The sequence below is a fragment of the Kitasatospora sp. NPDC094015 genome (assembly GCF_040304075.1).
Lineage (GTDB): Bacteria > Actinomycetota > Actinomycetes > Streptomycetales > Streptomycetaceae > Kitasatospora.
The window spans coordinates 47,754-73,317 of sequence record NZ_JBEOUL010000002.1 but is presented as its reverse complement, the minus strand read 5'-3'; the positions used below and the strand labels follow the sequence as shown (position 1 = coordinate 73,317).

18 protein-coding genes and 1 tRNA gene are annotated in these 25,564 nt (G+C 71.6%); 8 read left to right on the top strand and 11 right to left on the bottom strand.

Going from position 1 to position 25,564, the window contains the following annotated elements; all coding sequences use genetic code 11:
* Positions 1 to 61 precede the first annotated feature (61 nt).
* The 4 genes from gltB (at position 62) to ABT014_RS02605 (ending at position 8,730) form a co-directional block, all read left to right on the top strand.
* Positions 62 to 4,645 (top strand): glutamate synthase large subunit, encoded by a 4,584-nt coding sequence (gene gltB / locus ABT014_RS02620; RefSeq protein ID WP_350636891.1) that lies wholly within the window; start codon positions 62 to 64, stop codon positions 4,643 to 4,645.
* The gene (locus ABT014_RS02615; RefSeq protein WP_350636169.1) at positions 4,638 to 6,098 is read left to right on the top strand and encodes a glutamate synthase subunit beta; all 1,461 of its coding nucleotides are present in this window, start codon (positions 4,638 to 4,640) and stop codon (positions 6,096 to 6,098) included. Before gltB ends, ABT014_RS02615 begins: the two co-directional genes overlap by 8 nt.
* 243 nt (positions 6,099 to 6,341) lie before the next feature.
* On the top strand, positions 6,342 to 7,208 hold the full coding sequence (locus ABT014_RS02610) for a Sco1979 family transcriptional regulator (RefSeq protein ID WP_350636166.1): 867 nt from the start codon (positions 6,342 to 6,344) through the stop codon (positions 7,206 to 7,208).
* A gap of 64 nt (positions 7,209 to 7,272) precedes the next feature.
* A complete protein-coding gene (locus tag ABT014_RS02605) occupies positions 7,273 to 8,730 on the top strand; it encodes an aldehyde dehydrogenase family protein (protein WP_350636163.1) in 1,458 nt (485 codons plus the stop codon).
* 78 nt (positions 8,731 to 8,808) lie between these two features.
* Here the strand turns inward: ABT014_RS02605 and ABT014_RS02600 are convergent, their stop codons facing one another.
* On the bottom strand, positions 8,809 to 9,798 hold the full coding sequence (locus tag ABT014_RS02600) for an ArsR/SmtB family transcription factor (RefSeq protein ID WP_350636160.1): 990 nt from the start codon (positions 9,796 to 9,798) through the stop codon (positions 8,809 to 8,811).
* A 92-nt stretch (positions 9,799 to 9,890) separates the two neighbouring features.
* Here ABT014_RS02600 and ABT014_RS02595 point away from each other — a divergent pair, with 92 nt between their 5' ends.
* Positions 9,891 to 11,210 (top strand): MFS transporter, encoded by a 1,320-nt coding sequence (locus tag ABT014_RS02595; protein ID WP_350636157.1) that lies wholly within the window; start codon positions 9,891 to 9,893, stop codon positions 11,208 to 11,210.
* Between the two features lie 39 nt (positions 11,211 to 11,249).
* Here ABT014_RS02595 and ABT014_RS02590 read toward each other — a convergent pair whose 3' ends face one another.
* Together ABT014_RS02590 and ABT014_RS02585 are read right to left on the bottom strand one after the other, a co-directional pair.
* Positions 11,250 to 11,771 carry a GNAT family N-acetyltransferase gene (locus ABT014_RS02590; protein WP_350636154.1) on the bottom strand — a complete coding sequence of 174 codons (522 nt, stop codon included), beginning with the start codon at positions 11,769 to 11,771 and terminating at the stop codon, positions 11,250 to 11,252.
* Positions 11,772 to 11,961: 190 nt separating this feature from the next.
* The gene (locus ABT014_RS02585) at positions 11,962 to 13,779 is read right to left on the bottom strand and encodes a bifunctional metallophosphatase/5'-nucleotidase (protein ID WP_350636151.1); all 1,818 of its coding nucleotides are present in this window, start codon (positions 13,777 to 13,779) and stop codon (positions 11,962 to 11,964) included.
* 429 nt (positions 13,780 to 14,208) lie between these two features.
* Here ABT014_RS02585 and pyk point away from each other — a divergent pair, with 429 nt between their 5' ends.
* Together pyk and ABT014_RS02575 are read left to right on the top strand one after the other, a co-directional pair.
* Complete coding sequence (pyk, locus tag ABT014_RS02580; protein WP_350636148.1) at positions 14,209 to 15,636, top strand: pyruvate kinase; 1,428 nt, start codon at positions 14,209 to 14,211, stop codon at positions 15,634 to 15,636.
* 246 nt (positions 15,637 to 15,882) lie between these two features.
* A complete protein-coding gene (locus ABT014_RS02575) occupies positions 15,883 to 16,878 on the top strand; it encodes a hypothetical protein (RefSeq protein WP_350636145.1) in 996 nt (331 codons plus the stop codon).
* 56 nt (positions 16,879 to 16,934) lie between these two features.
* Here the strand turns inward: ABT014_RS02575 and ABT014_RS02570 are convergent, their stop codons facing one another.
* Together ABT014_RS02570 and ABT014_RS02565 are read right to left on the bottom strand one after the other, a co-directional pair.
* On the bottom strand, positions 16,935 to 17,699 hold the full coding sequence (locus tag ABT014_RS02570; protein ID WP_350636142.1) for a transcriptional regulator: 765 nt from the start codon (positions 17,697 to 17,699) through the stop codon (positions 16,935 to 16,937).
* A gap of 109 nt (positions 17,700 to 17,808) precedes the next feature.
* Positions 17,809 to 17,882: transfer RNA gene (locus ABT014_RS02565), tRNA-Leu, on the bottom strand.
* Between the two features lie 99 nt (positions 17,883 to 17,981).
* Here ABT014_RS02565 and ABT014_RS02560 point away from each other — a divergent pair.
* Complete coding sequence (locus ABT014_RS02560; RefSeq protein WP_350636139.1) at positions 17,982 to 18,632, top strand: ANTAR domain-containing response regulator; 651 nt, start codon at positions 17,982 to 17,984, stop codon at positions 18,630 to 18,632.
* 79 nt (positions 18,633 to 18,711) lie between these two features.
* Here ABT014_RS02560 and ABT014_RS02555 read toward each other — a convergent pair whose 3' ends face one another.
* From ABT014_RS02555 to ABT014_RS02530, 6 genes are all read right to left on the bottom strand, one after another.
* Positions 18,712 to 19,428 (bottom strand): ABC transporter ATP-binding protein, encoded by a 717-nt coding sequence (locus ABT014_RS02555; protein WP_350636136.1) that lies wholly within the window; start codon positions 19,426 to 19,428, stop codon positions 18,712 to 18,714.
* Positions 19,425 to 20,309 (bottom strand): ABC transporter ATP-binding protein, encoded by an 885-nt coding sequence (locus tag ABT014_RS02550; protein ID WP_350636889.1) that lies wholly within the window; start codon positions 20,307 to 20,309, stop codon positions 19,425 to 19,427. Before ABT014_RS02550 ends, ABT014_RS02555 begins: the two co-directional genes overlap by 4 nt.
* A gap of 8 nt (positions 20,310 to 20,317) precedes the next feature.
* On the bottom strand, positions 20,318 to 22,102 hold the full coding sequence (locus ABT014_RS02545; RefSeq protein ID WP_350636133.1) for a branched-chain amino acid ABC transporter permease: 1,785 nt from the start codon (positions 22,100 to 22,102) through the stop codon (positions 20,318 to 20,320).
* A gap of 19 nt (positions 22,103 to 22,121) precedes the next feature.
* Positions 22,122 to 23,051, bottom strand: coding sequence for a branched-chain amino acid ABC transporter permease (locus tag ABT014_RS02540; protein WP_350636130.1), 930 nt, complete (start codon positions 23,049 to 23,051; stop codon positions 22,122 to 22,124).
* A gap of 221 nt (positions 23,052 to 23,272) precedes the next feature.
* Complete coding sequence (locus ABT014_RS02535) at positions 23,273 to 24,499, bottom strand: branched-chain amino acid ABC transporter substrate-binding protein (protein WP_350636127.1); 1,227 nt, start codon at positions 24,497 to 24,499, stop codon at positions 23,273 to 23,275.
* 289 nt (positions 24,500 to 24,788) lie between these two features.
* Positions 24,789 to 25,481 (bottom strand): Tat pathway signal sequence domain protein, encoded by a 693-nt coding sequence (locus tag ABT014_RS02530; protein ID WP_350636124.1) that lies wholly within the window; start codon positions 25,479 to 25,481, stop codon positions 24,789 to 24,791.
* Positions 25,482 to 25,564 lie beyond the last annotated feature (83 nt).

Here is a 25,564-nt window from a genome sequence, read left to right as displayed (position 1 = left end):
GTCCCTATTGCTCAGCTTCTTGCCAATGACGACGACGGGAGAGCCGATGCTGTCTGCATCCATGCACTCCGCCAACGAGCCCGAGCAGGCCGCCGCCCGGCCCTACGCGCTCGTTCCGGATGCGCGACCTGTAGCTCAGGGCCTGTACGACCCCCGCAACGAGCGTGATGCCTGCGGCGTCGGCTTCGTCGCCACGCTGACCGGTGCGGCCGACCACACCGTCGTCGAGCAGGCGCTGACCGTGCTGCGCAACCTGGAGCACCGGGGTGCCACCGGCGCCGAGCCGGACTCCGGTGACGGCGCGGGCATCCTGACCCAGATCCCGGACGCCTTCCTGCGCGCCAACGTGCCCTTCGAGCTGCCGGCCGCCGGGCACTACGCCGTCGGCATCGCCTTCCTCCCGCGCGACGACGTCGCCGCCGACCTCGCCGCGGAGCGGATCGAGGCCGTCGCCGCCGAGGAGGGTGCCACCGTCCTCGGCTGGCGCGAGGTCCCGGTCACCCCCGACCTGCTGGGCGCCACCGCCCGCTCGGTGATGCCCCGCTTCCGCCAGCTGTTCGTCACCCACGGTGCGAGGAGCGGCGTCGAGCTGGACCGGACCGCCTTCGTGGTCCGCAAGCGCGCCGAGCGCGAGGTCGGCGTGTACTTCCCGTCGCTGTCCGCCCGCACCATCGTCTACAAGGGCATGCTGACCACCGGCCAGCTGGAGCCCTTCTTCCCCGACCTGTCGGACCGGCTCTACGCCTCCGCGCTCGGCCTGGTGCACTCGCGGTTCTCCACCAACACCTTCCCGAGCTGGCCGCTCGCCCACCCGTACCGGTTCGTCGCGCACAACGGCGAGATCAACACGGTCAAGGGCAACCGGAACTGGATGACCGCCCGGGAGTCCCAGCTCGCCACCGACCTGATCGACGGCGACCTCAGCCGGATCTTCCCGATCTGCACCCCGGACCACTCCGACTCGGCCTCCTTCGACGAGGTCCTGGAGCTGCTCCACCTCGGCGGCCGCTCGCTGCCGCACGCGGTGCTGATGATGATCCCGGAGGCGTGGGAGAACCACGCCACCATGGAGCCGGCCCGCCGCGCGTTCTACCAGTACCACTCCAACCTGATGGAGCCCTGGGACGGCCCGGCCTGCGTCACCTTCACCGACGGCACCCGGATCGGCGCCGTGCTGGACCGCAACGGCCTGCGCCCGGCCCGGTACTGGGTCACCGAGGACGGTCTGGTGGTGCTCTCCTCCGAGGTCGGCGTGCTCGACCTGGACCAGGAGACCATCGTCAAGAAGGGCCGGCTGCAGCCCGGCAAGATGTTCCTCATCGACACCGCGGAGCACCGCATCGTCGAGGACGAGGAGATCAAGGCCGAGCTGGCCGCCGAGCACCCGTACGAGGAGTGGGTGGCCGCCGGGCAGATCCAGCTCGCCAAGCTGCCCGAGCGCGAGCACATCGCGCACACCCACGCCTCGGTCACCCGCCGCCAGCAGACCTTCGGCTACACCGAGGAGGAGCTGCGGGTCATCCTCGCGCCGATGGCGCGCACCGGTGGCGAGGCGCTCGGCTCGATGGGCACGGACAGCCCGATCGCCGCGCTCTCGGAGAAGCCCCGGCTGCTCTTCGACTACTTCGTGCAGCTGTTCGCGCAGGTCACCAACCCGCCGCTGGACGCCATCCGCGAAGAGCTGGTCACCTCGCTGCTCAGCAACCTCGGCCCCGAGGGCAACCTGCTGGACGCCTCCCCGTCGGCCTGCCGGTCGGTCGGCATCACCTTCCCGGTGATCGACAACGACGAGCTGGCCAAGCTGGTCCACATCAACGTGGACGGCGACCAGCCGGGCCTGAAGGCCGTCACGCTCTCCGGCCTGTACAAGGTCTCCAGCGGCGGCACCGGCCTGGCCGCCCGGCTCACCGCGATCGCCGCCGAGGCGGACGCCGCGATCGCCGACGGCGCCCGGATCGTGGTGCTCTCCGACCGCCACTCGGACGCCGAGCACGCGCCGATCCCCTCGCTGCTGCTCACCTCCGCGATCCACCACCACCTGATCCGCACCAAGCAGCGCACCCAGGTGTCGCTGATCGTCGAGGCCGGCGACGTGCGCGAGGTGCACCACGTGGCGCTGCTGGTCGGCTACGGCGCCGGCGCGGTCAACCCGTACCTGGCGATGGAGTCGGTCGAGGACCTGGTCGCCCAGGGCACCTTCCTGACCGGCATCGAGTCGGACAAGGCGATCAAGAACCTGATCAAGGCGCTCGGCAAGGGCGTCCTGAAGGTGATGTCCAAGATGGGCATCTCCACCGTCGCCTCCTACCGCGGCGCCCAGGTGTTCGAGGCCATCGGCCTGGCCCAGGAGCTGGTGGACAGCTACTTCTCCGGCACCACCACCAAGCTCGGCGGGATCGGCCTGGAGGAGCTCGCCAAGGAGGTCGCCGCCCGGCATGCCAAGGCGTACCCGGCCTCCGGCATCCCGGCCGCGCACCGCGCGCTGGAGATCGGCGGCGAGTACCAGTGGCGCCGCGAGGGCGAGCCGCACCTGTTTGACCCGGACACGGTCTTCCGGCTGCAGCACTCCACCCGCTCGCGCCGCTACGACATCTTCAAGCAGTACACCGAGCGGGTGAACGAGCAGTCCGAGCGGCTGATGACCCTGCGCGGCCTGTTCAAGCTGGACGGCAAGGGCCGCGCCCCGATCTCCGTCGACGAGGTCGAGCCGGTCTCCGAGATCGTCAGGCGGTTCTCCACCGGCGCGATGTCCTACGGCTCCATCTCGATGGAGGCGCACGAGACGCTGGCCATCGCGATGAACCGGCTCGGCGGCAAGTCCAACACCGGTGAGGGCGGCGAGGACCCGGAGCGGCTGTACGACCCGGAGCGCCGCTCGGCGATCAAGCAGGTCGCCTCCGGCCGGTTCGGCGTCACCTCCGAGTACCTGGTCAACGCGGACGACATCCAGATCAAGATGGCCCAGGGCGCCAAGCCCGGCGAGGGCGGCCAGCTGCCCGGCCACAAGGTGTACCCGTGGGTGGCCAGGACCCGGCACTCGACCCCGGGCGTCGGCCTGATCTCCCCGCCGCCGCACCACGACATCTACTCGATCGAGGACCTCGCCCAGCTGATCCACGACCTGAAGAACGCCAACCCGGCGGCCCGCATCCACGTGAAGCTGGTCTCCGAGGTCGGCGTGGGCACGGTCGCGGCGGGCGTCTCCAAGGCGCACGCGGACGTGGTGCTGGTCTCCGGCCACGACGGCGGCACCGGCGCCTCCCCGCTCACCTCGCTCAAGCACGCGGGCGGCCCCTGGGAGCTCGGCCTCGCCGAGACCCAGCAGACCCTGCTGCTGAACGGCCTGCGCGACCGGATCGTGGTGCAGACCGACGGCCAGCTGAAGACCGGCCGCGACGTGGTGATCGCCGCGCTGCTCGGCGCCGAGGAGTTCGGCTTCGCGACCGCGCCGCTGGTGGTCTCCGGCTGCATCATGATGCGGGTCTGCCACCTGGACACCTGCCCGGTCGGCGTGGCCACCCAGAACCCGGTGCTGCGCGAGCGGTTCTCCGGCAAGCCCGAGTTCGTGGTGAACTTCTTCGAGTTCATCGCGCAGGAGGTCCGGGAGATCCTGGCCGAGCTGGGCTTCCGCTCGATCGAGGAGGCGGTCGGCCACGCCGAGCACATCGACGCCGCCGACGCGATCACCCACTGGAAGGCCGCCGGCCTCGACCTGGCCCCGCTGTTCCACGTGCCCGAGCTGCCCGAGGGCGCGGCCCGGCACAACACCACCGGCCAGGACCACGCGCTCGACAAGGCGCTGGACAACCAGCTGATCGAGCTGGCCGAGGACGCGCTGGTGCGCGGCGACGCCGTCCGCATCCAGCTGCCGATCCGCAACGTCAACCGCACGGTCGGCACCATGCTCGGCCACGAGGTGACCAAGCGGTACCGCGGCGCGGGGCTGCCCGAGGGCACCATCGACGTGACCTTCACCGGCTCGGCCGGCCAGTCCTTCGGCGCGTTCGTGCCGCGCGGCATCACGCTGCGACTGGAGGGCGACGCCAACGACTACGTCGGCAAGGGCCTGTCCGGCGGCGTGCTGGTGGTCCGCCCGGCCCGGGAGGCGGCCGCCATCGGCGCCGACGCCCAGAGCCACGTGATCGCCGGCAACACCATCGGCTACGGCGCCACCGGCGGCCGGATCCACCTGCGCGGCAAGGCCGGCGAGCGGTTCGCGGTCCGCAACTCCGGGGCCACCCTGGTGGTCGAGGGCGTGGGCGACCACGGCCTGGAGTACATGACCGGTGGCCGGGTGGTGATCCTCGGCGAGACCGGGCGCAACCTGGCGGCGGGCATGTCCGGCGGCATCGCGTACGTCCTGGACCTGCGCCCGGCGAACGTCAACGACGGCATGGTGGGCATCGAGGCCCCGACCGCCGACGACCGGGAGTGGCTGCGCGAGACCGTGCAGCAGCACTACGAGGAGACCGGCTCCACCGTCGCCGCCGAGCTCCTGGCCGACTGGGGCAGCGGCGTCAGCCGCTTCTCCAAGATCATGCCGACCGACTACAAGGCTGTGCTCGCCGCCAAGGACGCCGCTGAGCGCGACGGGCTCTCCGAGTCCGAGACCACTCGCAAGATGATGGAGGCGGCACATGGCTGACCCCAAGGGCTTCCTGACCACGCCCAAGCAGCTGGCGGAGCGCCGCCCGGTGGACGTTCGGCTCCGTGACTGGAACGAGGTCTACGTCGAGCGGAGCCTCCTGCCGATCATCACCAAGCAGGCCGGCCGCTGCATGGACTGCGGCATCCCGTTCTGCCACAACGGCTGCCCGCTCGGGAACCTCATCCCCGAGTGGAACGACCTCGCCTACCGGGACGACTGGGCCGGCGCGATCGAGCGGCTGCACGCGACCAACAACTTCCCGGAGTTCACCGGGCGGCTGTGCCCGGCGCCGTGCGAGTCGGCCTGCGTGCTCGGGATCAACCAGGACGCGGTGACCATCAAGAACGTCGAGGTCACCATCATCGACAAGGCCTGGGACCGCGGCGGCGTGGCCGCGCAGATCCCGGAGCGGCTGTCCGGCAAGACGGTCGCCGTGGTCGGCTCCGGGCCGGCCGGACTGGCCGCCGCCCAGCAGCTCACCCGGGCCGGGCACACCGTCGTGGTCTACGAGCGGGCCGACCGGATCGGCGGGCTGCTGCGCTACGGCATCCCCGAGTTCAAGATGGAGAAGCGCCACATCAACCGCCGCATCGAGCAGATGCGCGCGGAAGGTACCCGGTTCCGCACCGGCGTGCACGTCGGCGAGGACATCACCGGCCAGCAGCTGCGCGACCGCTTCGACGCGGTGGTCGTCGCGGCCGGTGCCACCACCGCCCGCGACCTGCCCGTGCCGGGCCGCGAACTGACCGGCATCCACCAGGCGATGGAGTACCTGCCGCTGGCCAACAAGGTGCAGGAGGGCGACTACGTCGAGTCGCCGATCAGCGCCAAGGGCAAGCACGTCGTGGTGATCGGCGGTGGCGACACCGGTGCGGACTGCGTCGGCACCGCCCACCGCCAGGGCGCCGCCTCGGTCACCCAGCTGGAGATCATGCCGCGCCCCGGCGAGGAGCGCCCCGGCCACCAGCCCTGGCCGACCATGCCGATGACCTACAAGGTCACCTCCGCGCACGAGGAGGGCGGCGAGCGGATCTACTCCGTCAACACCACCCACTTCGCCGGCGACGAGGACGGCGCCGTGCAGGAGCTCCACCTGGTCGAGGTAGAGTTCAAGGACGGTCGGTTCGAGCCGGTGCCCGGCAGCGAGCGGGTCCTGCCCGCACAGCTGGTGACCCTCGCGATGGGGTTCACCGGCACGGACGTGAAGAACGGCCTGGTCGAGCAGCTCGGCGTGGAGCTGGACCCCCGGGGCAACGTCGCCCGCGACGGGAAGTTCGGCACCAACGTCGACGGCGTCTACGTGTGCGGTGACGCCGGCCGCGGCCAGTCCCTGATCGTCTGGGCCATCGCCGAGGGCCGCTCCGCGGCCGCCGCGGTGGACCGGTACCTGGGCGGCAAGACCCCGCTGCCCGCCCCGATCCGACCGACCGACCGGCCGCTCGTGGTCTGACGGTCCGTCCTACCCTCAACCCGATCCGCCGGGCCGCTTCGGCCCGGTAGCACCAACCGTGCCCGCCAGAGCCGCCGGGCCCGGTCCTGCGGCGCCTGCCCATTTCCCCGACCAGGTCATGGGGCAGGCGCCGTTCCGCTTCCCGGAAGTTGAGATTTCGCCTATTCCTGGCCGCGCGGCACCGCGGGGTGAAAGGATGCCGCAGTTGGAGAACGCGGGTTCGATCGGCGGAGGTCATCCGGGATGAGCGGCCAGCAAGCGGGCAGCGGCACGACCGCGCGGCGCATGGTGCTCGGCTCCCGGCTGCGCCGGCTGCGCGAAGCCAGCGGGGTGACCAGGGAACAGGCCGGCTACTCGATCCGGGCCTCCGAGTCCAAGATCAGCCGGATGGAACTGGGCCGGGTCGGCTTCAAGACCCGCGACGTCGCCGACCTGCTCACCCTCTACGGCGTGCACGAGGACGACCACCGTGCGGCCGTCCTCGACCTGCTCCAGGAGGCCAACGCCCCGGCCTGGTGGCAGGCCTACACCGACGTGGTGCCCGGCTGGTTCCAGGCCTACCTCGGGCTGGAGGAGGCCGCCGCCTCGATCAGCAGCTACGAGCTCCAGTTCGTCCCCGGCCTGCTCCAGACCGAGGAGTACGCCCGCGCCGTGGTGCGCCTGGGCAACGCCGCCGCCACCGACGCCGAGATCGACCGCCGGGTCGGCGTCCGACTGCGCCGCCAGCGCCTGCTCCGCGCCCGGCCCGCCCCCGACCTGCTGGTCATCGTGGACGAGGCCGCGCTGCGCCGCCCCTGCGGCGGCCCCGAGGTGATGCGCCGCCAGCTGCACCGGCTGGTCGAACTCGCCGCGCTGCCACAGCTCACCCTCCAGGTGATGCCGCTCGGCAGCGGCGGACTGGCCGCCGAGAGCGGCTCGTTCACCCTGCTCAGCTTCCCCGAGCAGGACCTGCCCGACCTGGTCTACCTGGAGCAGTTCACCGGCGCCCTCTACCTGGACAAGCCCGCCGAGGTCGGCGAGTACGTCGCCGCGATGCAGCGCCTGCGGGCCGACGGACTGTCACCCGAACGCACCCTCGCCCTTCTGCACTCCATCCTCCAAGAGGACTGACACATCAGTACGATGATGTCTCGTCAGTTGGACCGGGCCGCCCCGCCCCAGTGAAAGGCAACGGATGTCCTACATCGAGGAACTGTCGCTGCAGTACATCGACGGCCAGTGGCGAGCCGGCAGCGGCTCCTGGGACATCGTCGACCTCAACCCCTTCACCGGGGAGAAGCTGGCCGCCATCACGGTCGCCACCGTCGACGAGGTCGACCAGGCCTACCGGGCCGCCGAACGGGCCCAGAAGGACTGGGCGAAGCTCAACCCGTACACCCGCCGGCTGGTCTTCGAACGCGCGCTCCGGCTGATGGAGGAGCGCGAGCAGCAGATCACCGAGACCATCATCGCCGAACTCGGCGGCACCCGGCTCAAGGCCGGCTTCGAACTCTCGCTCTGCCGCGACATGCTGCGCGAGGCCATGCAGCTCTCGCTGCGCGCCGAGGGCCGGATCCTGCCCTCCCCGGTCGACGGCAAGGAGAACCGCCTCTACCGGCTCCCGGTCGGCGTGGTCGGCGTGATCAGCCCGTTCAACTTCCCGCTCTTCCTCTCCCTGAAGGCCGTCGCCCCCGCGCTCGCGCTCGGCAACGGCGTCGTCCTCAAGCCGCACCAGGACGCCCCGATCACCGGCGGCACCCTGATCGCCAAGATCTTCGAGGACGCCGGACTGCCCGCCGGCCTGCTCAACGTGCTGCTCACCGACATCGCCGAGATCGGCGACGCCTTCCTGGAGCACCCGGTCCCCAAGGTGATCGCCTTCACCGGCTCCGACCGGGTCGGCCGGCACGTCGCCCAGGTCGCCGCCGGCCACTTCAAGCGCACCGTGCTCGAACTCGGCGGCAACAGCGCGCTGATCGTGCTCGACGACGCCGACCTCGACTACGCCGTGGACGCCGCCGTGTTCAGCCGCTTCGCCCACCAGGGCCAGGTCTGCATGGCCGCCAACCGGGTGCTGGTCGACCGCAGCGTCGCCGAGGAGTTCACCGAGAAGTTCGTCCGCAAGATCGCCGGACTCAAGGTCGGCGACCCGCTCGACCCGGCCACCCAGATCGGCCCGCTGATCAACTCGGCCCAGGCCGACTCCGTCACCGCGCAGGTCGACCAGGCCGTCGACCAGGGCGCCACCGTACTGCTGCGCGGCGCCACCGTCGGCACCCTGATGGACCCGGTGGTCCTCACCGACATCCCCGCCGACGCACCGATCCTGCACCACGAACTGTTCGGGCCGGTCGTCGTGGTGCTCCCCTTCGACGGCGAGGACGAGGCCGTCGCGATCGCCAACGACACCCCGTTCGGCCTCAGCGGCGCCGTGCACACCGGCAGCATCGAGCGCGGCGTCCGGCTGGCCCAGCGGATCGAGACCGGCATGATCCACATCAACGACGGCACCATCCACGACGAGCCGATCGTCCCGTTCGGCGGCGAGAAGAGCTCCGGCGTCGGCCGCCTCAACGGCGACGCCACCGTGGAGGCCTTCACCAAGCTCAAGTGGATCTCCATCCAGCACGAGCGCAGCCACTTCCCGTTCTAGGGCGCGCGACCCGGTGGCCCGGCCTTCCCCGGCCGGGCCACCGGCGCGCCGGGGCTCCCCGCCCGTTCCGGCGGCTGGTCAGCCCGGCTCGCCGCCCGACGCGCCGGCCGCCACCAGCGCCTCCGCGACCGCCGTCCGCAGGTAGAGCACCGAACGCCCGGAACGGTGCCGGGCCACCAGCCCCGCCCCGCGCAGCGCCGTCAGGTGGTGCGAGACGTTCGGCGCCGACAGACCCGAGCGCTGCGCCAGCTCCGTGGTCGACGCCGGCGCCGCCAACTCCGCCAGCAGCAGCGCCCGGGCCCGCCCCAGCACCCCCGCCAGCCCCTCCGGCACCGGCACCGACCGCTCCCACAGCGTCGCCACCCCGCGCGGCGGGTACACCAGACCCGGCTGACCCGGCGGATCGGACTGCGAGTACACCCCCGGCCAGGCGAACACCGACGGCACCAGCACCAGCCCCTGGCCGCCCTCCAGCACCCGCTCCGCCGCGAACCACCGGTGCGCCACCCGCAGCGTCCCGCCCGCCCAGGACACCCGCGGATGCAGGTCCTCGAACAGCGCCGCCGGTCCGCCCACCGACATCTGCCGCGCCCGGCGCAGCACCTCGCCCTCCACCAGCCGCACGACCCGCGGCCAGCACGGCTCCAGCGCCGCCGCCCAGTACCCCCGCACCTCCTCGGCCAGCCGCGCCAGCCCCGCCGCCGGCCGCGCCCGCAACCGCGCCACCAGCGGCGGCAACGGACCCTCGAACCGGTCCAGATCCCCCCGCACCTGCTCCGGCGCGGTCGCCACCAACCGCGCCAACTCCTCCTCCAGCGAAGGCGACCAGCCCGCCGGCACCGGCGTCAGGAAGTCCGGCGTGTACACCGTCGGCACCGGCACCAGCTGGTCCAGCAACCCGTACCCCACCCCCGCCAGCCGCGCCCGCGCCCGCCGCACCCACGGCAGGTGAACGGCGTGCTCACCCGGCTCCTTGAGCACCTGCACGCTGTTCACCACCTCCCACAGCGGGGAACAGGCGAACCGGGTCAGCGCCACGTCCTGCGCCGAGAACTCAAGCGTCAACACCCGGTCCCCCCACCCTCGTACGTCACACCCCCCAGGATTCCATCAGGACGAAATCCCTGGGCACCCCCGGCCCACCGCCCCAGGATCGCCCCATGACCAGCGCGATCCTCCCCCCGCCGGACACCGGCACCGGCAACCACCCCGACGACCGGCCGGGCAACCGCACCGCCGACCGCCCCCGCACCGCCCGGCAGCGCAACCTGCTCGGCGCCCACCTCGTCGACAGCCTCGGCAGCGGGCTCCTGCTCGCCTTCACCGTCGTCTGGTTCGCCCGCACCACCACCCTCGGCCTGCCCGCCATCGGCGCCGCCATCACCCTCGCCCGGCTGCTCGCCCTCCCCACCGCGATCCTGATCGGCCCGCTGATCGACCGCCACGGCCCCCGCCGGATCGCCGCCGCCGCCAACCTGCTCTCCGCCCTCGCCCACACCGCCTTCCTCACCGCCCACCAGACCTGGCAGATCGTCGCCGTGGTCGCCCTCGCCCAGATCGGCACCGCCGCCTACTGGACCGCCAGCACCGGCCTCGTCGTGCTCGCCTCCCACCCCGAGGACCGCCCCCGCTGGTTCGCCCTGATCGGCGCCCTGCGCAACGGCGGCCTCGCCCTCGGCGGCGCCGCCGGCGCCCTGCTGCTCGCCCTCGGCGGCACCACCGGCCTGCGCGCCACCGTCCTCGGCAACGCCGCCAGCTTCGCCCTCGCCGCCGTCCTGCTCGCCACCTGGCGACCCCTCAACACCCCCGCCACCGGCCGTACCGGCCGCACCGGGCCGCACGGCGGCTACCGCCGGGTCCTGCGCGACGGCCGCTACCTGCTGCTGGTCGCCGTCAACCTCAGCTTCGTGTTCGCCTCCCTCGTCCTGAGCCTGCTGCTCGCCCTCTACCTCACCGAAGGCCTCCACCAGCAGGCCTGGCTGGCCGGCTCCCTGCTCGTTCTCAACAGCGCCCAGATCGTGCTCACCCAGAGCGCCGTCACCCGCCGCCTCGAGCACCTGCGCCCCACCCGGGTGATCGCCGCCGGCTCGCTGCTCAACGTGCTGGCCTTCGCCCTGTTCGCGCTGCTCGCCGCCGCCCCCGGCTGGGCCGCGGTGGCCGGCGCGCACCTCGCCATGCTGGTCTACAACCTGGCCGAGACGGTGGCCTCGCCGTACTCCGAAGAGCTCAGCGTACGGCTCGCCGACCCGGCGCAGCGCGGCCGCTACCTCGCCGTGTACCAGCTCTCCTGGACCGTCGGCCAGGCCGTCGCGCCCTGGCTGCTCACCCTGCTGCTGGCGCGGGGGCCGGTCTGGCCCTGGGTGCTGCTCGGCGCGCTCAGCCTCGCCGCCGTCCCCGCGCTGCTGCTGCTCGAACGGCTCGGGGCGCCGGGAGCGGGTGACGGCGTGCGGGCTGTAGGCGACGGCGCCGGACAGCCTTGAGCGGACCCGCCGGCCGAGGGGGCCGCTCGGCGCTCGGCCTCAGCCGGCAGCCAGCCGGAACGCCTCCAGCTCCATCCCGTACCAGCGGTCGGTGCGTCCCAGCTCCGCCATCCCCAGCCGGCGGCAGACCGCCTGGGAGGGCCCGTTGCCCGGGTGGGTGACCGCGTAGACCTCCGTCAGCCCCTCCGCGAACCCCTTCGCCACCGCCGCCCGGGCAGCCTCCGTCGCGTACCCGTGGCCCCAGGAGTCCGGGTGGAAGTGCCAGCCCACCTCGACCTCCCCGGCGCCGCCCGGGATCGGCACCAGCAGGACGGTGCCCGCGACCACGTCCGTCCCGCGCACCTGCACCGCCCAGCAGCCGAACCGTGGGTCGGCGCCCCGGCCGCGGAAGCGTTCCACCAGCGCCTCGGCCTCCGCCCGCGCAGCCAGCGCCCGGGGCGCCGACCCGAGCCAACGGGCCACCTCCCAGCGCGAGTAGAGGTCGAAGGCGCGGTCCACGTCGCCCGCCGACCACTGCCGCACGGTCAGCCGCCCGGTCTCCAGCACCAGCTCGTTCCCCATGTCCCGCCCGCCGTCCTCAGCCGTGTCGACCTGCTGTCCCGTCCAGCTTCCACCGGCCGGCGCCGATCCGCTGCCGGTCGGCGTCGATCCGTCGGCGGTCCTGGGCCGCGCCCACCGGGCCGGGCGCAACGCGGAGCGGGCCCGGCAGCACGAAGCTGCCGGGCCCGCCCCAGGCGTCCGCACGGGTCGGTCAGAACAGCGGCACGCCCGCGCGCACCAGTCGCCAGGTGCCCCCGCTGATCTCGGCCGGGTCGATCACGCCCTTGGCCTTCACCCAGGCGATCATCGTGTTGCGGATCTCGTCCGAGTTCGACCAGACCTTGGTGGCCGCCGCCACGTGCGGGAAGTTGCCGCCGCCGTTGGCCCGGTAGTTGTTCACCGCCAGCACGAACTGCGCCGCCGGGTCGACCGGCTTGCCGTCGAACGACAGCCCGGTGATCCGCGAGCCGACCGGCTGGGTCAGGTCGATGTCGTACGAGACGCCGTACACCGAGTCGTAGTTGTAGTCCGGGATGTTCAGCTGGTTGGTCAGGGTGTCCGGGTCGACCGGGGCGCCGGTGGCCAGCTGGGCGAAGTACCGGGCGGAGTACTCCAGGTAGTCCTTGATCTGGGCACCGGTGAGCAGCCGGGCCTCCAGGGTGTTCTCGTAGATGTACAGCCCGGCGGCGTCCCGCAGCTTCACGTCACCGGCCGGGATCCGCGCGGTGCGGTTGAACGGCGCCGCCTGGGCCAGTACCGGCAGCGCCGCGTACGAGGTGGTGGCGAGGGCGGTCTTGACCGCGTCCGCCTGCACCCGGCCGATCAGGTCGATGATCGGGACGTCCTTGAACCGGGCCTCGGCGATGGACAGTTCGGTCTTGCTGGTGCCGATCACCTGGTTGACGTAGCCGACCACCTTCTTGTGCTGGGCGGCGACCAGCTTCACGATCGCCTGGTCCTCGGCCACCGTGTTGGAGTTCAGCACCCGGGAGGTGACGGCGGTGACCTTCCAGTCGCCGCGCTGGTACTCCACCTCGAAGTCGAAGCAGGTCAGCCGCTCGCCCCAGCAGAGCGGCTCGGAGAGCACCACGGTCTTCCCGGTGGACTTGTTGACCACCAGCCGCTGCGGGATCTCCTTGTGCGCGTGCCCGACCAGCACCGCGTCCACGCCGGGCACGGTCTCGGCCAGCTGCACCGAGGCGTTCTCCGGCCAGGGCAGCTGGTCACCGTAGGAGGACACCTCGTCCATGCCCGAGTGCGAGGCCACCACCACGACGTCCGCGCCGGCCGCCCGCAGCCGCGGGACGCACTTCTTGGCCATCTCGACGATGCCCGGGAAGACCAGCTGGCCCGAGACGTTCGCCTTGTCCCAGATCGCGATGCCCGGGTTGGTCAGCCCGAGGATGCCCACCCGCAGCGGCCGCCCGTGGCCCAGGTGCAGCTCCTTGATCACGTACGGCGCGAAGGCCGGCCGCTCGCTGCGGGCGTCCTGCGCGTTGGCGCCCAGCAGCGGGAAGTCCAGCTGCTTCTCGTAGGCGCGCAGCAGCGGGATGCCGTAGTTGAACTCGTGGTTGCCGAGCGCGGCCGCGTCGTAGCCGATCGCGTTCATCGCGACGGCCATCGGGTGCTTCGGCGGGCGCTTGCCGGTGATCGGCTCGACCCGGGCGTAGTAGTACGACAGCTGGGTGCCCTGGATGGTGTCGCCGGCGTCGATCAGCAGGGTGCGGTGGCAGCCCTTCTGGTCGCGGACCTGCTTGACCAGGGTGGAGATCTTGGCCAGGCCGACGTCGTTGTGCGCGGCGTCGTCGTACTCGGAGTCGGTGAAGTACTCCCAGTTCAGCACGTGCCCGTGCAGGTCGGTGGTGCCCATCACGGTGAAGGTCTCCTTGACCGGCGCCTTCCTGGCCGGCTCGTCGGCGCCCTGGGCGGCGGCCGGGGTGGCGGCGGCCACCGGGACGGCTCCGACCAGGGCGGCGCCGGCCGCGGTGGCGGCGGAGCGGGTGACGAAATCACGGCGGTTCAGGGGCATGAACGACTCCAACGTGGGCGGACGGTCCGTCAGCTGCACTGGCGGGAACAGGTCGTGACGCGCGTAGAAGTCTGCCCGCCCCGGCGGGCGGGGGCCAGGGCGCGGACGTTTCCGGCAGGTGAGATCTTGGCGACCCGGACATGACAGCGGGGGCACGCGGGGGCACACGGGGGCGTTCGGTGTCGTCGCCGGGGCCGGTCCGCCCGCCCCGCCGCGGCGCGTCAACCGGCCGGAATCGCTCTCACCCGGACCGCCGCCCGCCCGGCCGTCCGCGCAGCTCGCGGAGGTCTGTCTATCGGCGGTAACTCCAACTCCGTACCCGGCAAGTCACGATGTGTCAGTTTGTTAATCAAAACTTTCTGCAACCGCCACCGCTCTGCACGCCGGATCCTCGTTGTTACGCACCGGTAATGCCTACGCTCTAGAGATATGCGCCGAGCAAAAATCGTCTGTACCCTCGGGCCGGCCGCCGACTCGTACGACCAGATCAAAGCCCTGGTCGACGCCGGAATGGACATCGCCCGATTCAACCTGAGCCACGGGTCCCAGCTGGAGCACGAGGAACGCTACCGCCGGGTCCGCAAGGCCTCCGACGAGTCCGGCCGCAGTGTCGGCATCCTCGTCGATCTCCAAGGCCCGAAGATCAGACTCGACACCTTCGCCGACGGACCGGTACTTCTTGAACGCGGCGACGAGTTCACGATCACCGTCGAGGACGTCCAGGGCGACCGCGACATCTGCGGCACCACCTACAAGGGCCTCGCCGCGGACGTCTCCCGCGGCGAACGCATCCTCATCGACGACGGCCGGGTCTGCCTCGAGGTCACCCACGTCGACGGCCCCCGGGTGCACTGCATCGTCATCGAGGGCGGCCTGATCTCCGACCACAAGGGCCTCAACCTCCCCGGCGTCGCCGTCTCCGTGCCCGCGCTCAGCGACAAGGACGTCGCCGACCTGCGCTGGGCCCTGCGGACCGGCGCCGACCTGATCGCCCTCTCCTTCGTCCGCAGCGCCAAGGACATCGACGAGGTGCACCGGATCATGGCCGAGGAGGAGCGCGTCCTCCCGGTGATCGCCAAGATCGAGAAGCCGCAGGCCGTCGACAACCTCGAAGCCATCGTGGACGCCTTCGACGGCATCATGGTCGCCCGCGGCGACCTCGGCGTCGAACTCCCGCTGGAGCAGGTGCCGATCGTCCAGAAGCGCGCCGTCAAGCTGGCCAAGCGCAACGCCAAGCCGGTCATCGTCGCCACCCAGATGCTCGACTCGATGATCAACGCCTCCCGGCCCACCCGCGCCGAGGCCTCCGACGTCGCCAACGCCGTGCTCGACGGCACCGACGCCGTGATGCTCTCCGGCGAGACCTCGGTCGGCAAGTACCCGGTCGAGACCGTCAAGACCATGAGCCGCATCATCGAGGCCGCCGAGGCCGACATCCTCGCCGCCGGCCTCCCGCCGCTCACCGAGCACAACAAGCCCCGCACCCAGGGCGGCGCCGTCGCCCGCGCGGCCGCCGAGATCGGTGACTTCCTCGACGCCAAGTACCTGATCGCCTTCACCCAGAGCGGCGACACCGCCCGCCGCCTCACCCGCTCCCGCTCCCCCATCCCGGTGCTCGCCTTCACCTACGAGCCGCCCGTGCGCAGCCAACTCGCCCTCACCTGGGGCGTGGAGACCTTCCTCGGCCCCTTCGTCCCCACCACCGACGAGATGGTCGCCCAGGTCGACGCACAGCTGCTCAGCCTCGGCCGCTGCCAGCGCGGCGACATCGTCATCATCACCGCCGGCTCGCCGCCCGGCCTGGCCGGATCCACCAACCTGGTCCGGGTGCACCACGTCGGCGAACTCCACAACTGACCGCCCCGAAACTGACCGCCCACCGCACCCGCAACACCCCACCGGCGCCGCCCCTTTGGGAGGGGGCGGCGCCGTCGTGCGTCCCACCCTCACCAGCCGGCCGGCTTCACGTTCTCGCACCGATCACGGCGGCCGGGCACCGGAACCGTCCCCATCCGGTCACAGCGCCCCGCCCACCCCACCCACCCGGGTACGTTCCCCTCGACCGGCCCGGCAGCAGGGCCGCCCACAGGGGGACAACCCGCCATGAGCAGCAGCAGACCGCGCAGATCCACCACCCTCGCCCTCGCCGCAGCCCTCCTCACCGTAGGCCTCGCCACCGCCTGCCAGCCCGACGGCAGCGACGACTCCGCCGCCCCGGCCGCCACCACCGCCGTCACCGGCACGCCCACCGCCGCCACCACCGGCGCAGCGGGCGCAACCGGCGCGACCGGCGGAAAGACCGGCACCGTGACCATCGGCCGGACCGCCTACTGGGGCGGGCTGAAGTTCGACGTCAAGACCGCCACCTACACCCCCGACCCGGACGGCGAACACTTCAAGGTCACCCTCGCCACCACCGTCACCAACACCTTCCGCACCACCGCCGTCCGCGACTGGCCCGACATCGCCATCGACGTCAACGGCACCCCGCTCACCGGCGACCACGGCACCGCCGTCCCGCCCACCCCTGGCGCCGCCAACCCGCTGCCCCTCACCTTCACCGGCACCGGCGCCTTCGCCCTCGACGGCGCCTCCCTCGTCCTCGGCGACTCCGGCCAGGCCCAGGCGGTCGTCCCGCTCGGCACCGGCGGCCGCCCCGCCGTCACCCTCGCCCCCGTCGACCTCAAGCTCCCCGCCAACCCGGCCCTCACCTCCGGGCGGCTGACCGTCAACCTCAAGACCGCCCAGCTGCGCGCGGACGTCGGCGGTGGCAGCGGCGGTGGTGCGCTGACCCTCGGGCAGCGCGGCCTGCTCGTGGTCTTCGACCTGAACGGGCAGGTCGGACCGGCCGGGATGGCCGTGGACGGCAGCAGCCTGCGGCTCAAGCTCCCGAACGGCGAGGAGGTCGGCCCGACCGTCGCCCCCATCGAGGCCATCTACCCGGACCGCCCGAGCCGCCAGGACCAGACCGCCTGGTTCGTCTTCTCCGGCGCCACCGACGGCGACTACACCCTCTCCGTCACCGACCCCGACCACGGCGCCCCCGCCACCGCCGTCCTACCCGCCACCAACGTCAAGGCCAGCGGCCCCACCGGCTGAACCGGCCACACCCCCACCGACCGACGGCGCGGCCCTCCGGGGGGAGGGCCGCGCCGTCACCACTTGGCCCCCACGTGCTCGTCCAGCAACGCCACGGCGGCCCGCCGGGCGATCGAGATGTTGACCGCCCCGCTCGGCCGCCGGGAGGCCTTCCACTCGACGCCGAGGGCGTCCAGGGTGCCGGTGAACAGCCGCACGATGTCGGCCGAGGTGTTGGTGAAGAAGTACCGCGGATACTCATGGCGACGCACCACACCGCCGACCGTCCTGGTCGCCCAATTGGTGATCCGGCACCCGTCGGAGTGCAGCAGCCCGCGCAGCAGCGGCCACGGATGGGCGTCCACGATCTCCTGCTGCCAGGCGGCGAGGACGATCGGCCGCTCGTGCTTCTTCCCGGGGCCGTGCTGCGGGAGGAGGCAGGGCCAGTGCTTGCTGGTGCTGACCACCTGGACGCACCCCTGGGCGTCGGCCCGGCAGGTGCGGTTGGCCGGCAGGACGGCGGTGATCGTCCGTTCGCACTCCTCGATCAGCCCCGGCCAGGCCTTGGCGCAGGCGATCCGCAGGGCGTACACACCCCGTCGGCCTTCGCTGAGGCAGCCGTCACCGAGGTAGAGGCCGAGCAGGTAGGCGTACGGCGCCGGCGGCAGGGCGGCGGGCGTGCGCGCCGGGCACTCGGCGCTCCTCCCGGGGCTGGGGGCGGCGCGGATCGTCCACTGCCGCAGCGCGTGACGCGAGATGCCGGTGGCCCGGTTCACCTGGCTGAGGGTCAGGCCGGAGCGGTGCAGTGCGAGCGCCCGCTCGCGGGTGGCCATGTCGTACATGCGGCCGAGAGTCCGCGATCAGCTGTCCCGAATACCGGGATCGCGGAGAGCTTCACCTGAAGTGATGAAGATCTCCAACGGTAGCGAAACCTTCGATTCGAAGGTGAGGTGCCCCGGGTGGGATTCGAACCCACGCTGTCGGTGGTTTGAGCACCGTGCCTCTCGCCGCTGGGCTACCGGGGCATTCGCAGAATCGAAGGTTGCCCCTGACCCTGTGGGTCTCAAACATACCGTGTCTAGGTAGGCTCGTGCATGCAGCACCCCGCCGGAACGAGGAGCCCCGTGAGCACCGCCGACGAGCAGCCCGAGCCGCTTGAGACCGATCTGCCCCAGATCACCCGTATTGTCATCGCCGAGGACGAGGCGCTGATCCGCCTCGACCTGAAGGAGATGCTGGAGGAGGAGGGGTACACCGTCGTCGGTGAGGCGGGTGACGGCGCCACCGCGGTGCGGCTGGTCGAGGAGCTCAAGCCGGACCTGGCGATCCTGGACGTGAAGATGCCCGTCCTGGACGGCCTCTCCGCGGCCGAGCAGATCCACGAGGCGCACCTGGCCCCGGTCCTGATGCTCACCGCGTTCTCCCAGCGCGAGCTGGTCGACCGGGCGCGGGACGCCGGCGCGATGGCGTACATCGTGAAGCCGTTCAGCAAGAGCGACCTGGTGCCGGCGATCGAGATGGCGGTGTCCCGCTACACCGAGATGCGGACGCTGGAGGAGGAGATCGCCGATCTCACCCAGCGGCTGGAGACCCGGAAGCTGGTGGACCGGGCGAAGAGCGTGCTGCAGACCAAGTTCGGGCTGAACGAGCCGGCCGCGTTCCGGTGGATCCAGAAGACCTCGATGGACCGCCGGATGACCATGGCGGCGGTGGCCGAGGCCGTGATCGAGGAGGGTGACGCGCAGGACCGCAAGAAGGCCGAGAGCGAGGCCTGACCGGTCGTCACGGACGTCACGCGCGAGTGCCCCGCCGGGCTGGCCGGCGGGGCACTCGCGCGTTCGGGTGGCGGGGTGCTCAGTCCTCGCCGAGGTAGGCCTTGCGGACCGACTCGTCGTGGAGCAGGTCGGCGCCGGTGCCGGTGAGCACGATGCGGCCGGTCTCCATGACGTAGCCCTGGTCGGAGAGCGAGAGCGCGGCCTGGGCGTTCTGCTCGACCAGCAGGATGGTGGTCCCGGCGGCCTTGAGCTCGACGATGGTCGCCATGATCTTCTGCATCATCAGCGGGGACAGGCCCATCGAGGGCTCGTCCAGCATCAGCAGCTTGGGGCGGGACATCAGGGCGCGTCCCATGGCGAGCATCTGCTGCTCGCCGCCGGACAGGGTGCCGGCGGCCTGCTTGCGGCGCTCGCCGAGGATCGGGAAGAGCGTGTAGGCGCGCTCGACGTCCTCGGTGATCCCGGGGGTGTCCTTGCGGAGGAAGGCACCGAGGAGCAGGTTCTCCTCGATGCTCATCCGCGGGAAGATGTGCCGGCCCTCGGGGGAGTGCGCCAGCCCGAGCGAGACGATCTTGTGCGCGGGCACCGTGGTGAGCGGCCGGCCCTCGAAGGTGACCTTGCCCGCGGTGGGGCGCAGCAGGCCGGAGAGGGTGCGCAGGGTGGTGGTCTTGCCGGCGCCGTTGGTGCCGATCAGGGTGGTGACCTCGCCCTGGTTGACGGTGAAGCTGATGCCCTTGACGGCTTCGATCTTGCCGTAGGAGACGCGGAGGTCCTCGACCTCAAGGAGCGCGGTCACTGGTCTGCCTCCGTGCTGGTGTCCGTGCTTGCCGCCGGGGCCTCGGTGGCCGCGGCGGCGTCGGTGGCGCCTTCGAGGGGCGCACCGAGGTAGGCGGTGATGACCCGCTCGTCGCTCTGGACGGTCTCGCGGTCGCCCTCGACGATCTTCTGGCCCTGGACCAGTACGGCGGTGCGGTCGCAGAGGTTGAAGATGAACCGCATGTCGTGCTCGATGACGAGGATCGCGATGCCCTTGTCGCGGATGGCGAAGACCAGTTCCTCGGCGGCGCGGGTCTCCTGCGGGTTCATGCCGGCGGTGGGCTCGTCGAGGAGCAGCAGGCCGGGGTCGCTGGCGAGGGCGCGGGCGATCTCGAGCTTGCGCTGCTCGCCGTAGGGGAGGTTGCGGGCGAGGTGCTCGGCCTTGTGGGCGAGGCCGCAGAACTCGAGGAGTTCCATGGCCTTCTCGCGGCTCTCGGCCTCGGCGCGGCGGTAGCCGGGGCCGCGCAGGATGGCGGAGAAGAGGCCTTCCTTGGTGCGGGTGTGCCGGCCGACCAGGACGTTCTCCAGGACGGTCATGTTGGCGAACAGCCGGATGTTCTGGAAGGTGCGCGCGATGCCGGCCTGGGTGACCAGGTGGGGCTTGGGCGGCAGGACGGTGCCCTTGTACCGGACGGTGCCCTCGGTGGGGACGTACAGGCCGGTGAGGCAGTTGAAGAAGGTGGTCTTGCCGGCGCCGTTGGGGCCGATCAGGCCGACGATCTCGCCGCTGTTGACGGTGAGGTCGACGTTGTTGACCGCGGTGAGGCCGCCGAAGCGCATGATGACGCCGGTGGCTTCGAGGATCGGCACGGTGTCCGGCGCGTCGGCCGGGCGGGGGGCGGGGACGGTGCTGGTGGTCATGGTGCGGGTCACGCCCCTGCCTTGGTGAGTACGGGTTCGTCGGTGACCGGCGGCTCCGCGTCGGCGGCGTCCTCGTGGAACTCCAGCTGGGCGCGGCGGTTGGCGATGAGGCCTTCGGGCCGTACGCGCATCAGCAGGACGAGGGCGATGCCGAAGACGAGCAGCTGGTAGTTCTTCAGGAAGACCAGCTTCTCGGGGATCAGGTAGAGCAGGGTGGCGCCGAGCAGGGGACCGCTGATGGTGCCCATGCCGCCGAGGACGACGGCGGCGACCAGGAAGGCGCTGTTGGGCGGGACGGGTCCGGCGAACTGGTAGGGGTCGGGGACGACGCTGTAGCTGACGTGGGCCATCACGGTGCCGGCGAGGCCGGCGAGGGCGGCGCCGAGGGCGAAGGCGAGGAGCTTGAGCTTGAAGCCGTTGATGCCCATCGCCTGGGCGGCGGTCTCGTCCTCGCGGATGGCGACCCAGGCGCGGCCGATCCGGGAGTCGTTGGCCCGGCTGAAGATGACCACGACGATGGCGGTGACGAGCAGCATCAGCAGGAAGTAGTTGGCGAACCGGCCGAGGGTGAAGGAGCCGAAGCTGTGCTCCGCCCCGAAGTTGAATCCGAGGATGTCGAGGTCGGGGATGTTGCGGATGCCGTTGGGGCCGTTGGTGACCTTGGGGCCGGAGATGCCGTCGAGGCTGTTGACGGCGATGCGGAAGATCTCTCCGAAGCCGAGGGTGACGATGGCGAGGTAGTCGCCGCGCAGCCGCAGGGTGGGGGCGCCGATGACGACGCCGAAGACCAGGGCGGCGGCCATGCCGGTGAGGGCGGCGCCCCAGAACGGGAAGTGCAGGCCGACCGGGGAGGAGCTGGAGCCGGAGACCAGGGCGGCGGCGTAGGCGCCGACGCCGAGGAAGGCGACGTAGCCGAGGTCGAGCAGGCCGGCCAGGCCGACGACGACGTTGAGGCCGAGGGCGACGGTGGCGAAGATCAGGATGTTGACGCCGACGCTCGCGAAGTGGTCGTCGCTCTGGGTGAACGGGAACGCGGCGGCGGCGGCGAACGCGGCGGCCGTGGTGGTGCCGCGGTGGCGGGCGTTGATCGCGGTGAGCTGGGCGATCAGGCCGCCGCGCAGCAGGGCCCAGGCACCGAAGGCGGCGAGGATGAGGAAGCCGATGAACAGCTCGCCGTACTCGGTGGTGATGCCGTAGGTGAAGACGGTGAGGCCGATGGCGGCCGCCGCGATGATGATCAGCGTCTCGACCCAGCGGTTGAGCGGGGCGGCGGGGCGCAGGTCGGGGCGGGTGCCGACGAGCTTGCTGACCGCGTAGCGCAGTGCGGCGAGCGGGTTGCCGGTGGCCTGCCAGGATTCGGCGGTGGCCTCCCGGGGCAGGCCGAGGGCGCCGAGCAGCGGGAGCAGCGCGGCGAGGCCGGCCAGGTAGCCGCCGGGTTCGAGGTTGGCGATGCCGCCGAGCTCGTAGCTGATGGCGATCAGGGTGAACCAGGTGGTGGCGAAGGCGCCCGCGGCGAGGACCAGCGCGGCGGCTTCGGGGCCGGCCGGGCTGAGCCAGCGGGTGCCCTTGACGCGGTAGAGCGGGAGCGCGAAGAGCGCGGTGAGCAGGCCGCCGACCAGGGTGAGGATCTGCAGGCCGCCGGGGTAGCCGTCGACGGTGAGGTCGCCGGGGAACTCGGAGGTCCAGGTCCAGTGGACGAGGGTGCTGGCGGCGGTGGCCACGCCGCCGACGGCGACCAGGGCCTTGGCGGCCGCGGGGGGCATCGGGATGGCACTGCGCGTAGTGGTGCTCATGGTGTGGTCTCCCGCTTCCTCAGGCCCGGTCCGCGACGCGTTCCCCGAGTAGACCCTGTGGTCTCACGAGGAGGACGACGATGAGCAGCACGAAGGCCCACACGTTGGCCCAGGAGCCGCCGCCGAGCTGGTGCATGCCGGGGATGTCCTGGATGTAGGCGGTGGCCATGGCCTCGGCGACACCGAGGACGAGCCCGCCGAGCATCGCGCCGTAGATGTTGCCGATGCCGCCGAGGACGGCGGCGGTGAAGGCCTTGAGGCCGGCGAGGAAGCCCATGGTGGGGGCGACCTGGCCGTAGCGCAGGCCCCAGCCGATGGAGGCGACGGCGGCGAAGGCGGCACCGAGGGCGAACGCGATCACGATGATGCGGTCGGTGTTGATGCCCATCAGCTTGGCGGTGTCGGGGTCCTGCGCGGTGGCCTGCATGCCGCGGCCGGTGCGGGTCTTGCCGACGAAGGCGGCGAGGGCGCCCATGCACAGCGGGGCGGCGATGAAGAGGTAGAAGTCGGCGGGCTGCAGGGTGACCGGGCCGAAGACGTAGGGGCCGCCGGGGAGTTGCGGGAAGCTGCGGCCGGACTTGGCGCCGGGGTAGAACTGCTCGACGACCTGCTGCAGCGCGATGGACAGGCCGATCGCGGTGATCAGGGGGGCCAGCTTGGGTGCTCCGCGCAGCGGCCGGTAGGCGAAGCGTTCGGCGGCGACGGCGATGAGCACGGCGACGAGGATGCCGCCGAGGAGCATCAGGGGCAGCGCCAGCCAGAGGCTGGTGCCGGACGGAAGGATGAGATAGGTGGTGAGGGCGCCGAACCCACCTGTCATGAAGATCTCGCCGTGGGCGAAGTTGATGAGCTGGACAATGCCGTAGACCATTGTGTAGCCGATCGCGATCAACCCGTAAAGGGCGCCGAGGATCAGGCCGTTGGCCAGCTGCTGCGGCAGTTCGTGCACCGCTGGGCCTCCGAGGGGATTCGGTTGGGTGGGTTCGGTGTGGGGGTCGGCTCGAACCGGGTGGCGTACACGGATGTACTGCGGGGGGCGCTGGTTCGCAGCGCCCCCCGGCTGGTGGTTCGTGGTGTGGTGCCGTACCGCGGTGGTGCTGTGCTGCCGGGTGGTGGCCGGTCCGCCGCCGGTCCGCCCGGGTGCTGCGCCGCAGGGGCGGCGCGGCGGGGTCAGCCGGAGTAGGTGCCGGACTTGGCGACGGTCCAGGCGCCGTTCTTCACGACGTAGACGGTCAGCTGCTTGTTGACGGCGTCGCCGTACTCGTCGAAGGCGACCTTGCCGGTCACGCCGTCGAAGCTGACCTTGCTGAGGGCCTCGACGACCTTGGCGCGGGAGCCGTCCGGCACCTTGCCGCCGTTGGCGGAGGCGACGGCCTTGACGCCCTGGATGAGGGCCCAGGCGGCGTCGTAGGAGTAGCCGCCGTAGGCGGCGTACGGGTCCGCGTACTTGGCCGCGGTGTAGTCGGCGACGAACTTCTTGGCGGAGTCCAGGGACTCGACCGGGGCGCCGACCGAGGTGGCGAGGTCGCCCTCGGCGTTCTTGTTGGCCTTGTTGATGTACTCGGGGTCGTACATGCCGTCGCCGCCCATGACCGGGACGGTGACGCCGGCCTTCTTGAGCTGGTCGGTGAGCGGGCCGGACTGCGGGTACTCGCCGCCGTAGTAGATGATGTCGGCGCCGGCGGCCTTGGCCTTGGTGACGACGGCGGAGAAGTCCAGGTTGTTCTCGTCGATGTGGTCGCTGCCCGCGATCGCACCGCCGAGCTTGGTGAACTCCTTCTGGAAGGCGCCGACCAGGCCGACGCCGTAGGTCTTCTTGTCGTCGATCAGGTAGGCCTTCTTCTTGCTCAGGTCGTTGTAGGCGTACTGAGCGGCGAAGGGGCCCTGGATGGCGTCGGTGGTGGCGGTCCGGAAGTAGCTCTTGAACTGGCGCTTCTTCTCGGTCTCGTACTTGTCGCCCTGGGTCAGCGCGGGGCTGGTGTTGGCGGGCGAGATCTCGGCCAGGTTGGCGGCCTCGAAGACCTGCTGCATGGACTGGGCCACGCCGGAGTTCAGCGGGCCGACCACGCCGAGGACGCTCTTGTCGGCGACCAGGGCGGTGGCGTTCTGCTGGCCTTCCTGCGGCGACTTCTTGTCGTCCAGGGCCTTGACCTTGAAGGTGACGCCCGGAACTTCCTTGGTGTCGTTGGCGACCTTGGCCGCGAGCTCGACGGAGTGCTGGATGCCGAGGCCGAGGGCGGAGAGCGGGCCGGTCAGCGGCGCGTCGACGCCGATGGTGACGACGGTGCCGCCGGCGGCGTCGTCGCCGGCCTTCTTCTCACCGCGCGAGCCGCAGGCGGAGAGGGTGAGAGCTCCGGTGACGGCAATGCTCACGACAAGCAGTGAACTCTTACGCACGAGGGTTCCCTTCTGGATCAGGAAGGCGCGGCGCCCGAGACGGCGGCCGGCCACGTCGCGCGCTGGGCCAGGCCCAATCGGTTGGCGCGGTGACTGGCCGTGACTCTAGAACGGGTTCGGCGGCTCGGGCAGAGGTCCGGTCAACCTGTGATTCTGTTGTTATCAGCACCCCTGCCGAAAATCTCACATGCTGAGCCAACGGCCCTTTCCGCGCTCCGGATAGCGGATTGCGTCTCGTCCTGTGGAAAGCTGTCCCGCCGGATTCCCTGCTCATCCAAGGAATGTCCGGCTATCGGACGGCGGTGTTCGGGGAGGGTGGAACGGGCACTCGCGTCCGGATATCGGAATCAGGACAGGCGATATGGAGGTTTCGCGACAGATCTCCTGGGTACCCGTCCCCGAGGATCTGACTCGCCGTCTGGATTGCGCGTGTGTTACGCAGCGTTACATCCAGCACGGGCATCCCCGCGTCGGGCGGAGCCGCGGCGCAGTCGGTCACCAGGAAGCGCACCTCCAGCCGGGCCGCGGCGCCCGGCTCGATCCGCAGCGGTACGGCACCCAGGAGTTCGGCCGTCAGGCCCCGGTAGCCCTGGCGCAGGGCCAGCAGGTCGACCGGTCCGGGCCCTTGGTCCTCGACGGTCAGCAGCAGGACGAACGGCTCACCCGGTCCGGCGGCCGGTGATCCGACGCCGGCGTACCGGAAGTACGTGATCTGCGCCGGGTACGGGGGTGGCGAGTTGGCCGCCCGCTCGGGTCTGTTCGCGCCGTGCGGCGCGGCGGCCTGGTGGGCGGTGACGAGGGCGGCCGCGGTGAGCAACAGTGCTGCCGCTGCGTAGCGGTGACGGCGGGTCAGGCGGGGGGTGCGGGGCGGCCGGGGCGGGTGTTCGGCGGGTGCCGAGGTGCCGTCGGCGGGCTCGACCGGGCCGAGGGAGCCGTGCGGGCCGGCCGGCTCCTCGCCGCGCCCGCGCCGTGTCCCGGACATGCCACCGCCCCCTCGTCCCGACATGGCCTGCCCCGGTGGGACGGGGACCAAACCGGCGTTCGAACGAGGGGGCGGTGGGGGAG